Below are 14,998 nucleotides of genomic sequence, written 5' to 3' on the forward strand. Positions count from 1 at the left end.
GTTTTCAAAGCTATCAACATAATAACAGCAGTCAAATCTGTGTCCACAATATAGGATTAAATCTCAAAATACGTACAAAAAGGATTTTACCCGTGTCCTCTTTATAGGGCTCATTTTATCCAATTTACTACGGTTACAAATCCATTTTCTATTATTCGCACCGTATTAGAACTTGCTTTACTACGGATTAAAAAAAGAAATTCCCATTTATAACCGTATTCGGACCTGATATGCTACGGAGAAAATAGAGTTTCTTTCATTTTTAACCGTCCCGGCCATACAGAACCGGCAATGTCCTGTCATGAATCCTGAGCAAATTCCGGAAAATTCGACTTGTTCTGTTGTCGTATATAAAAACGCTTTCATCTACGCTTCCTCCAGTATTTTCACATCCCAGTCCGAAAGACAGATTGGCTCCCCTTTCCGGTATGATTTCCCGGTCAGCAGATCTACGGCATTATCATACGGGCAGAGAATTTCCTGTTCCTCTTCGCTGTAATGCAGCAGATAATGAATCTGTTTCCCTTCCCGGTTCACTCCGCTTCTTACTGTCACCGGCCAGGCCAGTTCCGAGCAGAAGATTCCGGCGGATTTTGCTGCCTTCCGGTACAGTTCTTTCAGCGTTTCTTTGCAGGTCCAGCATCCCATATAATATGCATGTCCTTCTCCAAACGTGTGATGCGTCATTCCCGCGTACCGGCCCCAGTATTTATGCTCATAGTCCGCCATGCTTTCGGCTCCCTCCATTTTCAAAAGTTCCGCGAAATACCGGACCTCCTTCCCTTTCAGCCGGGTACGCCCGGGCTCGGTGAACTGATTGTAGCTCATTCCAAAGCATTCGTGCAGGATATGCGGTGCCTTGTCATGGTACACTCTGAGGTACTCATCCGCCACAAAGGATCGGAAAGAGCTGACCAGAACGCCTCCCTTTCTGACAAATGTCTCCAGCTTTTTCAGCATCTCCTCCGGCACACTGTAAAGCGTCGGCGTCACAATCATCCTATATCTGGACGGGTCCAACGCCCGGACATCCACCACATCGCACTCCAGATTCATCTCATAAAGGCTGTCATACATCCACCTTACAACGTCGTTGTAACTGAGATCCTTATCAATCGGGAACCAGTTCAATGCTGACATCGAATGGTTGTCAATTACAAGGGCAATCTCGTTCTTTTTTTGCAGTCCGTTGATTTTTTCTCCCAGTTTTGACCATTCTTTTCCAATAACAGCGGCTTCTTCGTAGACCGGATTCGTGTCCAGATCATGGCTTAAAACTCCCCGCCAGTATGTCTCATATCCGCTGTGAATGGAGTGCCAGTTCCAGTAAAGTGTTCCGATGGCACCGGATGCCAGATGGCTGTATGCCTGAAGTCTCAGCTGCCCCGGATACGGCGTCCAGTATTTAAAAGCCTGTGCCTGACATTCCAGAACAAGATATCCGCTGTCTTTGAGACTTCGGACCGAATCTCCGCCAAAGGCCGTCTCTGCTCCGGTCAGATCGTCCTGTGTCGGATGGTAAATATCCGTACCTGCAAGGGTCAGCGCTTTTGCTGCCTCATAATGGTTAATGTCCGGCTGCACCCCGTAGGAATAGCCGTCCTGCGCGATATCGGCCCCGAATTTCTTCCATTCAAAATCCAGATTGTGGGTAATGAACTGATCTTCCCGCTTGTATTCCCGGATCAGATCCGCCTGCCACATCAGATAATCCGCTGCCATCTTTCTCTGAAACGCAGAAAACTCAGAGGCAAGACCGCCGTTGATACAGCCTCTCATGTCGGGGAAATCCTCCCAGTTATGAATCGAGTTGCTCCAGTATGCAAGTCCGAAGGCCTTGTTCAGATTCTCCGTGGTTTGAAATTTTTCTTCCATGGCCTTTCTGAATGCGGCTTGTATCTCCCTGCCCATATTTCCGTAGTGTTTTGTCTCATTATCAATCTGGAATCCTATTACCGGTCCGGCTCCGGCCGTATGTTCCGCCAGCTTTCGGATAACCCGCTCTGCGTGGCATCGGAAGGTCGGATTGAGGAGATTGAAAATCTGCCTTCTTCCGTAGTAAGACTCTCCCTGTCCGGTTTCTACCAGTACACCCGGATCTTTCCTGCAAAGCCATGACGGTACCGCGTAGGTCGGTGTCCCGATAATCACTTTCATTCCGGCTTTACCGGCTTCTTCTATAACCTGGTCGATATAGGAAAAATCAAATACACCATCTTCCGGTTCCAACGTGCTCCATGTAGATTCCGCAATTCTCACCACATTCATTCCCGCTTCTTTCATCATCCGGATATCCTCTTTTACTCTTTCATACGGCATGTACTCCGGATAGTATGCAGCGCCAAACAAGATTTCCTTTTCCATCGTCTGTTTCACTCCTTTCATTCCTGCTTTCTATTATATAGAAATCAGCTCACAATGCACCTCTTTTTTGACTGTTCTGCACATCGAAAAAGGCTCTCCTGTCAGGAGAACCTTTTATCTTATCTGTTAAAGCTGATTTTCAAAAGCGTCGATATCTTCGACCTTTCCGATTACAGAAATGATATCGCCTTCTCTGAGAGTGTCTTCCGGGTGGATCTCTATCGTTGTCTTATTCTCTCTTTCCAAAGCGATAATATTCAACTGATAGTGTTTCCGAAGAGCAAGTTTTTCAATACTCTTTCCGCTCGCGCTTCCGGATACACGTACCTGCCGGATCTCTACGCTGTCATTCAGATGGATGAAGTCCAGAAAATTATCGGAAATCAGACGTTTCCCGAGGAAATATGCCATATCCTTTTCCGGATAGACAACCTCTGCACCGATCTTTTTCAAAACCGCTCCCTGTTCTGTACTAAGCGCCTTGGAGATCACTCTTGGTACTCCCATCTCAATGACACTAAGTGTTGTTAATATTCCAACTCCTACATTCGTACCAATGCAGACAATTACCACGTCACAATTCTGGATGCCCGCCTCCCGAAGGCTTTCTTCATTCAGATTGCTTGTCACAAATGCATAATCCGTGTACGGTCTCATTTCTCTTACTTTACTTTCATTTTCGTCAATAACAATGACATCTTTCCCGCCTTTTGCAAGCGTCATGGCAAGCGCCATACCAAAACGTCCCAGCCCGATCACTCCAAAAGTTTTTGCTGATGCTTTCTTTTTCATCTCTATTTTATTCCTTTCTCTTAACCAACTGAAATCTGTTCTTCCGCATACCGGATATTCGGCTCCGGCCGGTTTACCCACATGGTGATCAGGGTCATAGCTCCGAGTCTTCCAATAAACATGACAAGGATAATGATCAATTTCCCCGGATCACTCAAATCCGGCGTAATGCCGGTAGAAAGTCCTACGGTACCAAACGCCGAAATCACTTCAAAAAGGATTTTCATAAAGTCGATATCCGGCTCAATAATGCACATCAAAAATACCGCTACGACCACGACAATTGCAGAAAGCAGTGTGATCGCATACGCCTTGCTGACATTCTGTTTTGAGATGCTTCTCTTAAATGCGCCAACCGCACGTTTTGAAAACATACTCCGGACTGCCTGTGCAAGGGTAAAGAATGTACTCGTCTTGATACCGCCTCCGGTTGATCCCGGAGAAGCACCGATAAACATCAGAACACAGAGGACAAAGAGTCCGGCTGTGCTGAAGCTTCCGATCGGATATGTTGAAAAACCTGCTGTTCTCGCTGAAACACTGTGAAACAACGCGCCAAGCCATGTGATGTGCTCGGTCAGCTTTAGCAGGACTGTCCCTACAATAATCAGGACAATACTTGTTGTCAGTACAACTTTTGAATGAAACATAAGCTTCTTGAATTTTCTCTGCTTCAGAATATCCATAATGACAAGGAAACCGATACCGCCAAAGAAAATCAATCCGCAGGTGGTCAGATTCAGCAGGACATTCTCCTGATACGGGATCAGATTTCTCAATCCGCCCAGAATATCAAATCCCGAATTGTTAAACGCCGCAATGGAATGGAATACACTGATTCCAAGGGCATGAAGTGTCGGATAATCCTGACTGAATACGATAAAGCTTAAAATTGCTCCCAAACTTTCAAAAAACAACGTCGTCAGAAGAATCGCTTTTACAAACTTCACAATTCCACTGTAGGTATCCACATTAAGTGCCTCTTTGATCAGTGTCCGGCTCCTGTAGCTGACGCGGTGTCCTACCGCAATCATAACTCCGACTCCGACAGATGTCACTCCAAGACCTCCGATCTGAATCAGCAGTGCTACAACAGCCTGTCCAATCGCAGTAAAATGATCTGCCGTATCAATGGCTATCAGTCCGGTTACACAGACTGCGCTCGTGGATGTAAAGAGTGCGTCCACAAATGTCACTGTCGCCCCGTCCTTCACGGAACACGGAAGCAAAAGCAGCAGAGCTCCAATGAAAATTACAATGGCAAACCCTGATGTGATGACAAGCCCCGGTGACTGACGCTTTATAAAATTCATAAACCGTTCCATGGTTTTCCCTTAATTCCTTTCACGTCTTCCTTATATTTTTGAACTGTCCTGGAACGAAAGCAGAAGCCTCCGTGCGGAAGTTCTTTTCTTGCCGTCCTTGTCTTTCTGCACTGACAGTTCATAAAGGAACCGTGCCATATAAACTACCTGAAGGAGAAGACCTCCCAGATAATGCCGGTTTTCAAAAATCCGGAACAATGCAGCAGCCGACCCGGCCAGAAAGATCGTGGAAAGTGCCAGTCCTCTGGCCGCTTTCTGTTTTCCACTTCTCAGATACTTCCACATAATTCCGGCTTCTTCTCTGTTGGCGTCCGAATCAGGATGGCTTTTCTTCTCGTGTGCTGTGAGTGTCTGCTTCTCCGGTTTATTGACAAAAAGATGTCCGGCATACGCCGGATCCTCCGCAATGACAGAATGGAAATCGGTCAGGGTAAACCCTACCAGGATGATACTGCAGACAAGCACTATCACCTTCTTGACCAGATCCATATTCTCCACCGCCTTTCACCTTGATTTCTCTTCTTGTTTATAACGAAATTGTCCTAAACATATCACGAAAAATACCGTTTGTCAACCGCAAAAAACCGCAAAAAAAACGGGGTGGATTTATACAGTTTTCTGTACAGATCCACCCCGCATGACACCGGGTTTTATCAGAATTTTCCATAGTGAATCTTCTCTGTCGGAAGATCACTTAACTCATAAGGTTTCTTTTCCTCCGCCGGCACTCCGACCGTAAGAATCGCCTGAAGCTTGTAGTTTTCCGGATATCCGAGAATATCCCGTACAAATGCTTCCGTGTCTCTTCCGTCCTCTGCTTTTCTGAGTCTTCCCTGTACCCAGCAGCTGCCAAGTCCCAGTGCATGAGCCATCAGATGCATGTTGCTCATCACTGCGGAGCAGTCCTCGATCCAGACATCTGATGCGTCCTCATTGCCGACTACCACGATAGCGCAGGCTGCTTCTTTGAGCATCTTCACAGATCCTGCCCGGCAGTCGGACATTTTCTGCAGGACATCTTTATCTGTCACGACGATAAACTCCCATGGACGGATTGCTTTTCCTGACGCGGAAAGCATTCCTGCCTGAAGGATTTTTGTGATGTCTTCCTCAGATACCGGCGCATCGCCATAGCTGCGGATGCTGTGTCTTGTTCTCATTAATTCTAATAATTCCATTTGTCTCACCTCAGTTGTATTGTACTACAGTTTCAGATAATTTTCCAGAACCTCACGGAGATCGGCTACCATTCCATAATCAGCCACTTTGAAGATCGCCGCATTCTCATCGGTATTAACTGCAACAAAAAGTTTGGTATCCTTGATACCCTCTGTGTGCTGGATTGCTCCTGATACACCAAGAGAAATACAGATTTTCGGACGGATTGTCAGTCCGGTCTGACCGATCTGGTGGTCAAACGGAATGGTCTCTGTATCTACCATCGGACGGGTACCGCCGATAGCAGCCCCTATCTTATCCGCAAACTGTTTTACAAGTTCAAAATTATCGTCTTCCAGAGTTCCTCTTCCTCCTACGACAACAATCTCCGCGGAGAGAATGCTGTCTGTAGAATCTTCCTGAGGCAGAATTTCCGCGATCTCAATTCTGGATTCCGGGATCTGAATATCATCCATGTAGACAACTTCCGCGTTTCCCTCTGACTTTTCCGGGATTGTGTAAACACCCGGACGTACTGTCATCATCTGAGGATAGTATCCGTCTCTTGTAACGATGGTAACAAAAACGTTTTCTCCATAAGATGGTTTGTTTTGTTTAATATAGTAGGATCCATCCTCTTTTGTGCCCACCAGCAGCTCTGTACAATCTGCGGTCAGTCCGCAGTTTAATTTCATCGCTACTCTTGAGAATATGGAACGTCCTGCCGGTGTCGCCGGAATCAGAACAGAAGACGGATCAATCTTTCTGATTATATCAGCAAGTACCTGACTTGCAGCATCATCCTGAAAAAGGATATCATGATCTGTCTTTACAGCGTATATTTTCTCTACGCCAATATTTTTTAATTCTTCAATAATACCGTCGCAGTCCTTTGCCACAACAACCGCGCTGATCTGCTCTTTTGTTGTTTCCTGAATCAGACGTGCCGCGGAGACAAGTTCTGCAGAAGCCGGCTCTAATTTTCCATTATAATTTTCTGCGAAAATACAAATTCCATTAGCCATTATAAATTTCCTTTCTCCTCATCGATCAGGTCTTTCAGTTTCACAGCCAGTTCTTCCGGTGTTCCGGTCAGCATTTCTGCCATTCTTCCTCCTGTCGGTTCGAAGGAATCGATGACTGCTGTCGGAGAACCTTTAATTCCGACCTGGTCCTCCGGAAGATTCAGGTCCGCGTTAGTATAGACAGCAAGCGGTTTGTTCTTTGCCGCTCTTGTACTACGAAGTGTAGCAAGTCTTGGCACATTGCATCCAAAGTTTACAGACAGTACTGCCGGCAGCGAAGTACGTACAAGGAAACGTTCCCCGTATACTTTTTTCACCGCTTCGATTTTGTCCGGAGCAGCTTCATCATACTTGATGCTTTGAATCTCACAGATGTGAGGAATTCCAAGACATTCCGCAACCATTGCTCCAACCTGACCTGTTGCTCCGTCCGCAGACAGAGCGCCGCCAAGAATCAGATCGAACTGTCCATATTTTTTGATTGCTTCCGCCAGTACTCTTGCTGTCGCAATCGTATCGCCTCCTGCTACTACCCTGTCTGTGATCAGGCAGCTTTCATCGCAGCCGTGTGCCATTGCCTCACGAAGTGCCTTTTCGGCATCCGGAGGGCCCATCGTGAAAACTACAACCTTTCCGCCTGTCTGCTCTTTGAGCATCATGGCTTCTTCGATTGCATTTAAGTCAGCCGGATTGATCATTCCCTCTGCACTTGCACGGATGAGGGCATGTGTCTCCGGATCTACTGATACATTGTTTGAAACAGGTACCTGTTTAATAAGAACCGCTATATCCATGTTTTCCTCCTGAAATTTTCACAGCAGTCCGGCCGCGAAGAAACTCCACTGCCGGACTGCACCAGATTTTTATCTAAAATTAAAGCAGACGTTTGAATGCCCAGTCTTCCAGTAACGGAGTGGACTCGCCGCGCATAATCAGTTTTGCAAGATCACGGCTTGCTGCCGGTGCTTCGATGACACCATTTCCGCCGTAGCCTGTAGCAAGGATGTATCCTTCTACCGGAGTTTCTCCAAGAATCGGAAGGAAATCCTTCGGCTCTGCACGGTAAGACAGCCATGATGATACAAGACCGCTGTCTACGATTCCAGGAACTTTTACTTCAAGCTGATCAAGCAGGAAGTCGATAAAGTAATCGTCTGTTCCGCCTGTTTCCGGAAGTTTGTCCGGATCCCACTGTCCTGCATGCATCGGATTGTTCAGATCCATGGAGAGGTGGGATTTGCAGATAAAGATGTTGTCTCCCGCTCTTAAAGCATAGAATTCCGGATATTTCAGTACCGGGAATGTGTAGCTGAGTTTCTTTCCAGGAGGGCAAAGGAAGAATGCCTCGGCTTTTGTATGCCAGATCGGTACATCCAGACCTACAAGTTCCCCTGTAAATTTGCTCCATGGTCCTGTACAGTCTACAACATAGTCAAATTCATATTCTTCGCCTTCGCTTGTCTTTAATCCTTTGACTTTATTGTCTTTCACAATGACTTCTGTCACTTTTACGCCGGTCTTGATCACTCCGCCGTTTTTCTGCAGTTTCTTTGCATAAGTGTTGGAGATCATGGTTCCGTCAAAGTAGCCGTCATCCTGTGTATATCCGGCTCCAAGAATATTTTCTGTGGAGATGTCCGGAAGAATCTCTTTGATTCTGTCTTTATCTGTGATATATTCACCTGAATATCCTGCTGCTTTTGCAAGTGCGATACCGGTTTTGATTGTTGCTTCTACCTGCTCGTTTGTAGCGACAACGAGTGTGCCGGTCTTGTCAAATCCAGCGGATCCTTTTTCTTCCGCTTCCATTTTCAGATAGGATTCAAATCCGTAAAGTCTTACGTCCCAGTATCTGTTTTTCAGAGAGTCATCAAAAAGACATACTGTTCCTGCGGATTTAGCTGTGGAAGCTCCGCCGATCGTAGCTTTTTCAAATACGATCACTTCCGCGTTGTCATAGAGGCTTAAATGGTAACCTAAACATGTACCAGAAATACCTCCGCCGATGATACCAATTCTTTTTTTCTCCATATCTCTTCTCCTTTCTAAATTAACATGTCATTTCCATGTTGTCTGCTTCCAGAATTGTCTGCAACAGTACGTTGCAGCCTCTTTCGATATCTTCTTCTTTTGTATATTCATACCGTGAATGGCTGATTCCTTTCTCGCTTGGAACAAAAATCATACCGGTCGGTACAAATCCTGTCATCAACAGGGAATCATGGAATGCCCCGCTTGGAAGAACCATATATTCGGTTCCGATCTTCTTTGCAGCTGTCTCAACCGCCTGCTTTACCGATTCATGCATCGGCGCCGGTGCGTGATAGGAAATCTGTTCCCAGGAAAGAGTCTCTCCTGCGCAGCTGCACAGTTCTTCCGCGTATTCTTTCAGCTTCATCTCGATCTCTTTCATGACTTCCGCCTTCTGATCCCGAATCTCAAGATGGAAAGTACAGCTTCCCGGAATTACATTGACGGAATTCGGTGTAACCTTGATCGTTCCCACTGTTGCAACGGTATACTGGTTTCCGTATTCCGCTGCTGTCTCCGGTACTTTTGCTATGAACTTCGCAGCCGTTACAAGCGCGTCCTTTCTGTCTTCCATCATTGTGCTTCCGGCATGGTTTGCCTCGCCTGTAATTGTCACTTCATAGCGGCTGACTCCGGCAATCGAAGACACAATTCCTACCGGAATCTGTTTTTTGTACAGTGTTCCTCCCTGTTCTACATGCAGTTCGATGAAGCAGTGAATCGATTCCGGATTTCTTGCCGCATCGGATACATGTTCCACAGACAGGCCACAGCTTTCAAAGACTTCTTTTCTTGTCCTGCCGTCCATATCCAGATCATCTGCACTGATATCCGGCTTTTCTCCGCACAGAGCGCTGCTTCCCGTAAGTCCGCTTCCAAACCGGAATCCTTCTTCGTCCGCAAACACGATAACCTCCAGCGGATGTTTTAACTGTTTCCCTTCTGCTTTCAATGTCTCACAGACCGCCAGTCCGCCCATGCATCCGACTGTTCCGTCATATTTTCCTCCATCCGGCACCGTGTCCAGATGTGATCCTGTCAGGATCGCCGGAAGCGACGGGTCTGTTCCCTCCAGACGTGCAATCAGATTTCCGGCCTCGTCTGTCCGTGTCGGGATTCCAAGCTTTTCAAACCAGCTTCTGAAAAGCGCTCTTCCTTTTTTGTCCTCTTCGGAGTAAGCCATCCTCGTAAAAGTGCCATCCGGTTTTGCACCGCACTGGTAGATTTCGTTCAGATGTTCCATGACTTTTTTTACATCAACTTCCACGTAATCCCTTCCTTTCTGGCTGTTCCTCATAGTATAGAGTATAGATATTTTTTTAACACTTCGCATCGGCGGATTCTGATAAAAAAAAGACGGCAGTTTATCCAGATTGGATAAACTGCCTAAAAAAGAATTTTTTGACTATATTTTATTGTAGTTTTCTATCATTTTATACACAATAAGGCCTATGCGCACCGCCAGCATTTCGTTGGCATTGTCGAAATCCATACCTGTAATTCTTGCGATTTTTTCGATTCTGTACGCTGCGGTTTTATAATGTACATAAAGTTCCTGCGCAGTTCTGGAGAGGTTCTGATTATTCTTCAGGTATGATTTTAACGTTGTAATCAGATCCTCCTGCTGCGGCTTCTTATATTGAAGAAGTTTCTGCAGAGATTCCGGTATGTATTCTATCAGATTCTGCAGATTGTCCTGCTCGCACAGCAGCTTGAAAATTCCAAAGTCCGAAAACATCATTACCGAAGAATTTCCGTCTCCCGATATATCGCCCGCAATATCAATGAACGTCAGTGCCTCATCGGCCTCCTTGTACGATTCCGGGAGATTGGCTATTCCTGTAACAATCTTTCCCACTCCTACTCTCACGCACAGATTACGGTTCTGATATTTCATTTCCTCCTGAACCTGACGGACAATGTCCTGCATTTCTTTTCTGTGCTCGGACTGTGTTCTGGAAGAATCCGCTTCCCGGATAGTCACTATCTTATCAAGGTCCCGGTGAATTTTCAGGTTCGGAAACCGGCGTCTTACCGCCTCTTCCAGACAGGTAATATGCATCAGCTTTTCATTCATGTTCTTCTGAGGCTTTCCATCCTGCTTTACACCAAAGACAAGCACCCTGTAGGTTCCGTTTTTGTCCATCTGGAGCAGCCCCGCATTCTTCTCAAGCTCTGTCTCAGATGTTACCTTGCCGTTTAAAATATTGTTAAGGATATCATTTTGAAATTTCTTTTCCAGTTCTTCAACTGCAAACTGTCTGGAGAACTCATACTGAAGGGCAACAATCGCATTTTCAATCGCAATACAGTCCATTTTTGTAAACGGAGGCGTTTTTTCTGTCACCACCAGATACATCTGAATACCGACATTCATCCGTACCCGGATCACATACTGGATATACTCTCCCACCTGTTTCCAGTACTGATAATTGGTCAGTACATCCGGATCGTAATCCTGAAGATTATCAAGTAACTTCAGATTTCCCTTCTCCCCTGACGAGGAAGCATAGCAGGTGAGATTCTGATTATATAATGAGACCGGATTCCGAATCAGCTTTTCCAGCATATCCAGAATTTTCTGAAACTGATTCTCTGATCCACTGTTTCCAAGTGTCAGCGCGGTAAAATTATCATGTGTTGTTTTGAAGTATTTAAGAAGCATGACCTCTTCATCAAACAGATGCTCCATGACTATCGCCAGAATCCTCTGGAATGACATCTCAAACGGCACTTCCATGATAGGTATCCTGTTTTTTCGGGCATATTCCTGAAGAAGTTCGATTTTCTTATCCGCATCATCTACCAGCCTGCCTCTTTTTACAATCAGTCCGCTGATTTTCTTTTTTCTGAATTCATAGATATAACTTTTGAACTCTTCAACACTACAGGATTTAAACGCATAAAGTCCGGTTAGCAGAAGTTCTCCGCCATTAATAAACTTTACAATGTCCGGTGCTTCGATTATGGTTACCCCTTTGATTTCATTATTCAGCCCCTGCTCTCCGCAGACAATTTTCATCGTTCTGCCTTCTTCCGTACGCAGAAGATCCTCTACTGTAAATCCCATGTTTTCTCATCCGTTTCTTTCTCGTAATACATATAGTATAACATAATGAAAAGACCGTGTCACAGAAAATCCTGTGACACAGCCTCTTTCAAACAAATTATTTTTCAGATCTGATTATCCGAGAAGCTTCTCTGCAAGTTCTGTCATGATTGTTGCTGCTTTTGCAAAATCACTGTACTTTGTAAACTCTACCGGGCAGTGGCTTCTTCCGTCTTTGCTCGGTACGAAAAGCATAACTGTCGGAAGAACCTGACCGATCTCAAGCGCATCATGTCCGGCTCCGCTTGGAAGGTATTTGTAGCTGTATTCGTGCTGCTTGCAGCTTTCTTCCATAATTCCAAGCATCTCCTGAGAAAGATCAACCGGTGTGATTACCAGTTTTGTCTCGATATCATAGCTTCCGCCCATTGCTTTTACTTCTCTGTCAAGTGCGGCGCGGATCCGGTTTGCAATATCATTGATATTGTCATTATTCTTGGAACGGATATCTACTGTAAACTGACATTCTTCCGCAACGATATTCATGCCTCCCGGAACCGTATTGATATATCCTACTGTGGAAACCGTACCGTCTGCTTTTTCTCTTGCCCAGTCCGCAATTTTGGAGATAACTTTTGTAGCTGCATCTACAGCGTCCATTCTCATATCCATCGGGGTAGTTCCTGCATGATCGGATCTTCCGTGCACGGTTACCATGTAACGCTGAATTCCTACGATACAGTCGACAAGTCCAAGTTCAATGTTCTCTGCGTCCAGAACAGGTCCCTGCTCAATGTGTGCTTCCAGAAAATATCCGATAGATCCATCCGGCCACTTTGCGTCTCCGATCTTTTCCGGATCCAGTCCGTATCCTTTCATGGCATCATAAATGGAAATACCGTCAGTGTCTTTGAATTTTTTGCAGTATTCTACATCTCTGTGTCCAAGCATTGCTCCGGATCCGAAATATCCCGTACCGAAACGCATTCCTTCTTCATCGCAGAAACCTACAACCGCAAAGTTTCTCTTCGGAGTAATGCCTTTTTCTTTTAACTGTCTTGCAACCTCAACCGCGCAGATAACGCCGGCAATACCATCATAGTCCCCGCCGTTTACAACAGAATCATAGTGAGAGCCCATCATAACGCACGGAAGAGAAGGATCTTCCCCTTTCATAATTCCGATTACGTTTCCTGCTGCGTCTTCACGGACTTCCAGGCCTGCTTCTTCCATCAGTCCCTTCAGATATTCCGCCGCTTCTCTTGCCTCTTTTGTGAACGGCAGTCTTGTACAGCCCTCTCCCGGTGTCGCTGTATACTGTTTCAAGTGTTCCAGATTCGCGGCAATTCTTCCTGTTACTTCTTCAATGCCCATAAATAGTTCCTCTCTTTCTTTTTATTTTTTGGATTTTTTTAAGCGTTGATATATATGTACTTCAATCGGAGAATACAGCATTGCTGCTGCTGTCATAACGAAACCGACTGAATATAACATACTGTTGTCTGAATGCAGGCCTGTCAGCATGAGCACAAATGCCGCCATGATAACACAGAATGCAATCGTCAGCCGTCCTGCTCTTGTCCGAAAAAATTTCTGTTCTTCCATGATCCGCCTCCTTTTTACAGGCTTGTCAACGCAAGCACCAGTATACCGATCACTACAGCCGCAGGAACCGTAATTACAATAATCTTCTTCAGTACCTTGCCTTCGCTTCCAAGAATATTGGCTGTCGTAGTCCCGAGAATAATATTACTCGGGCTGATCGCACTTCCGATGGACCCTCCGGCTGTCTGCGCTCCCAGAACGATAGACGGATCTACATGGAGCAGATTTGCCGTTGTGGACTGGAATCCTGCAAACAGGATATTGGAACTCATGTTGCTTCCTGTCATAAATGATCCAAGGAGTCCGATAAACGGGGAAAGAATGACATAGACTTTTCCCAGTACATTTGCGATACCATTAGCCAGAACCACTGTCTGCCCCGTACCTGCCATAATCTTTGACATAATAACCAGCCCGATGATTGCCATTCCGGACGGCATGGTCATGGACACGGCTCTGATAAAAATTCTTCCGATTCCTCCTTTTTTGATCCATCCTTTTTTCCGGTAATAGATCATTCCCGCCAAAGAGGAAATAAGAAGAAACATACTTGCGTGAGTAAATGGCGATAACGGTGAAAAGCTCTCCACCGCTTCATTTACATATCCGTATCCTGTCACTGTTTCCGGAAATGAAAATCCAATCTGTATGCGGCCCAGAAACGTATGCACCGGTTCCACCAGAAGAACAACCAGCGCAATTACCGAAAGCAGGAAATACGGAACAAACGCCTGAACAAGCGTCATGCCTTCCGGCTTCTCCCCATCTTCCTGTGCGACAGTTTTTCTTTCCATAATCTGACTTTCTTTTACATTCCATTCATTGCGAAAAGCAGGCAGCCTGCCCAGCATCAGGATAATAATCAGGGAAATACATGCCGGCACAAAGCATGCAATTGTTGTATTTACCTGAGTCAGCAGTAGCTCACCTCCGCCTTGAATCACGGAAATCAGAGCAACTGCAAGAATTCCTTTTCTTATTGCCTTTCCTTTTCCATAAAACCAGCAGATTGTTACGCCGATAATCAGATTCCAGACCCAGATAAAAACAGCGGCCCATAATGCAGTAACCAGATAGTCTCTGCTCCCGGTAGTCAGCCCGACGCTCATTCCCAGCGCATCCCATGCTGCTGCCAGTGTTCCAAAAGTATTTCCCCAGGACTGTCCAAGAAGCGGAATAATAACCGCCCACATCGGCTTTACTCCGATTCCGATCAGCAGCGGCGCTCCCACCGCTACCGGAACCCCGAATCCTGTAATTCCCTGAAGAAAGCTTTCGAAAATCCATCCCATCGCCAGGATCAGCAGGAGCTCATTCGGGAGCAGCTTTCTCATGCCGTCCCGAATGACAAGAAATGCATGGGTCTCATTTCCCACCTGATACAGCAGTACTGCTGTCCATACAATAATCAGAATCGTCAGTGCATTCCAGATTCCCTTGCTTCCTTCCGAAACAATCACTTTCAAATCTGCCTTGTAAAATACAATGCCTGTAAACACGGTAATGGCAAGCCCGATCGGAGCCGCATCGGTCGCGCCCCACTGAAACCTGATCATCAGTACCAGAAGTACAATGATCGGCAGACATGCCAGAACCCACATAAAAAGATTTACCGGTATATTCATGCTTTCTCTCCTAAACTGTCTTAC

At 45.8% G+C, this 14,998-nt stretch carries 13 protein-coding genes; all 13 read right to left on the minus strand.

The features are described from left to right. Positions 1–366: 366 nt before the first annotated feature. Positions 367–2,364, minus strand: coding sequence for a beta-galactosidase (locus B5G11_RS11330; protein ID WP_087253944.1), 1,998 nt, complete (start codon positions 2,362–2,364; stop codon positions 367–369). A 126-nt stretch (positions 2,365–2,490) separates the two neighbouring features. After that, positions 2,491–3,156: a TrkA family potassium uptake protein gene (locus B5G11_RS11335; protein ID WP_087253775.1), complete on the minus strand. Its 666-nt coding sequence runs from the start codon at positions 3,154–3,156 to the stop codon at positions 2,491–2,493. A 20-nt stretch (positions 3,157–3,176) separates the two neighbouring features. After that, positions 3,177–4,469 carry a TrkH family potassium uptake protein gene (locus B5G11_RS11340; RefSeq protein WP_330677465.1) on the minus strand — a complete coding sequence of 431 codons (1,293 nt, stop codon included), beginning with the start codon at positions 4,467–4,469 and terminating at the stop codon, positions 3,177–3,179. 42 nt (positions 4,470–4,511) lie between these two features. Beyond that, positions 4,512–4,970, minus strand: coding sequence for a hypothetical protein (locus B5G11_RS11345; RefSeq protein ID WP_087169068.1), 459 nt, complete (start codon positions 4,968–4,970; stop codon positions 4,512–4,514). A gap of 164 nt (positions 4,971–5,134) precedes the next feature. Continuing rightward, a complete protein-coding gene (locus tag B5G11_RS11350; protein ID WP_087169067.1) occupies positions 5,135–5,659 on the minus strand; it encodes a nitroreductase family protein in 525 nt (174 codons plus the stop codon). 24 nt (positions 5,660–5,683) lie between these two features. Then, positions 5,684–6,664: an electron transfer flavoprotein subunit alpha/FixB family protein gene (locus B5G11_RS11355; RefSeq protein WP_087253777.1), complete on the minus strand. Its 981-nt coding sequence runs from the start codon at positions 6,662–6,664 to the stop codon at positions 5,684–5,686. Continuing rightward, complete coding sequence (locus tag B5G11_RS11360) at positions 6,664–7,458, minus strand: electron transfer flavoprotein subunit beta/FixA family protein (protein ID WP_087253780.1); 795 nt, start codon at positions 7,456–7,458, stop codon at positions 6,664–6,666. Before B5G11_RS11360 ends, B5G11_RS11355 begins: the two co-directional genes overlap by 1 nt. A 79-nt stretch (positions 7,459–7,537) precedes the next feature. Then, positions 7,538–8,695, minus strand: coding sequence for an FAD-dependent oxidoreductase (locus B5G11_RS11365; RefSeq protein ID WP_087253783.1), 1,158 nt, complete (start codon positions 8,693–8,695; stop codon positions 7,538–7,540). A gap of 19 nt (positions 8,696–8,714) precedes the next feature. Continuing rightward, positions 8,715–9,962, minus strand: a complete 1,248-nt coding sequence (locus B5G11_RS11370) for a Zn-dependent hydrolase (RefSeq protein ID WP_087253785.1) — start codon at positions 9,960–9,962, stop codon at positions 8,715–8,717. Positions 9,963–10,100: 138 nt separating this feature from the next. Further along, positions 10,101–11,765: a PucR family transcriptional regulator ligand-binding domain-containing protein gene (locus B5G11_RS11375; RefSeq protein WP_087253788.1), complete on the minus strand. Its 1,665-nt coding sequence runs from the start codon at positions 11,763–11,765 to the stop codon at positions 10,101–10,103. A gap of 114 nt (positions 11,766–11,879) precedes the next feature. Beyond that, entirely contained in the window at positions 11,880–13,118 is a 1,239-nt protein-coding gene (locus tag B5G11_RS11380) for a M20 family metallo-hydrolase (RefSeq protein WP_087253791.1), read from the minus strand. A 21-nt stretch (positions 13,119–13,139) separates the two neighbouring features. Continuing rightward, entirely contained in the window at positions 13,140–13,349 is a 210-nt protein-coding gene (locus B5G11_RS11385) for a hypothetical protein (RefSeq protein WP_087253794.1), read from the minus strand. 14 nt (positions 13,350–13,363) lie between these two features. Continuing rightward, complete coding sequence (locus B5G11_RS11390; protein ID WP_087253798.1) at positions 13,364–14,974, minus strand: L-lactate permease; 1,611 nt, start codon at positions 14,972–14,974, stop codon at positions 13,364–13,366. Positions 14,975–14,998: the final 24 nt, after the last annotated feature.

The sequence above is a fragment of the Drancourtella sp. An57 genome (assembly GCF_002161525.1).
GTDB classification, from domain to species: Bacteria; Bacillota; Clostridia; order Lachnospirales; family Lachnospiraceae; genus Sellimonas; species Sellimonas catena.

Coding starts and splice junctions, on each gene's coding strand:
- B5G11_RS11365 (WP_087253783.1), bottom strand. CDS start 8,695: ATGGAGAAAAAAAGAATTGGTATCATCGGCGGAGGTATTTCTGGTACA.
- B5G11_RS11375 (WP_087253788.1), bottom strand. CDS start 11,765: ATGGGATTTACAGTAGAGGATCTTCTGCGTACGGAAGAAGGCAGAACG.
- B5G11_RS11390 (WP_087253798.1), bottom strand. CDS start 14,974: ATGAATATACCGGTAAATCTTTTTATGTGGGTTCTGGCATGTCTGCCG.
- B5G11_RS11345 (WP_087169068.1), bottom strand. CDS start 4,970: ATGGATCTGGTCAAGAAGGTGATAGTGCTTGTCTGCAGTATCATCCTG.
- B5G11_RS11350 (WP_087169067.1), bottom strand. CDS start 5,659: ATGGAATTATTAGAATTAATGAGAACAAGACACAGCATCCGCAGCTAT.
- B5G11_RS11335 (WP_087253775.1), bottom strand. CDS start 3,156: ATGAAAAAGAAAGCATCAGCAAAAACTTTTGGAGTGATCGGGCTGGGA.
- B5G11_RS11380 (WP_087253791.1), bottom strand. CDS start 13,118: ATGGGCATTGAAGAAGTAACAGGAAGAATTGCCGCGAATCTGGAACAC.
- B5G11_RS11360 (WP_087253780.1), bottom strand. CDS start 7,458: ATGGATATAGCGGTTCTTATTAAACAGGTACCTGTTTCAAACAATGTA.
- B5G11_RS11330 (WP_087253944.1), bottom strand. CDS start 2,364: ATGGAAAAGGAAATCTTGTTTGGCGCTGCATACTATCCGGAGTACATG.
- B5G11_RS11340 (WP_330677465.1), bottom strand. CDS start 4,469: ATGAATTTTATAAAGCGTCAGTCACCGGGGCTTGTCATCACATCAGGG.
- B5G11_RS11385 (WP_087253794.1), bottom strand. CDS start 13,349: ATGGAAGAACAGAAATTTTTTCGGACAAGAGCAGGACGGCTGACGATT.
- B5G11_RS11355 (WP_087253777.1), bottom strand. CDS start 6,664: ATGGCTAATGGAATTTGTATTTTCGCAGAAAATTATAATGGAAAATTA.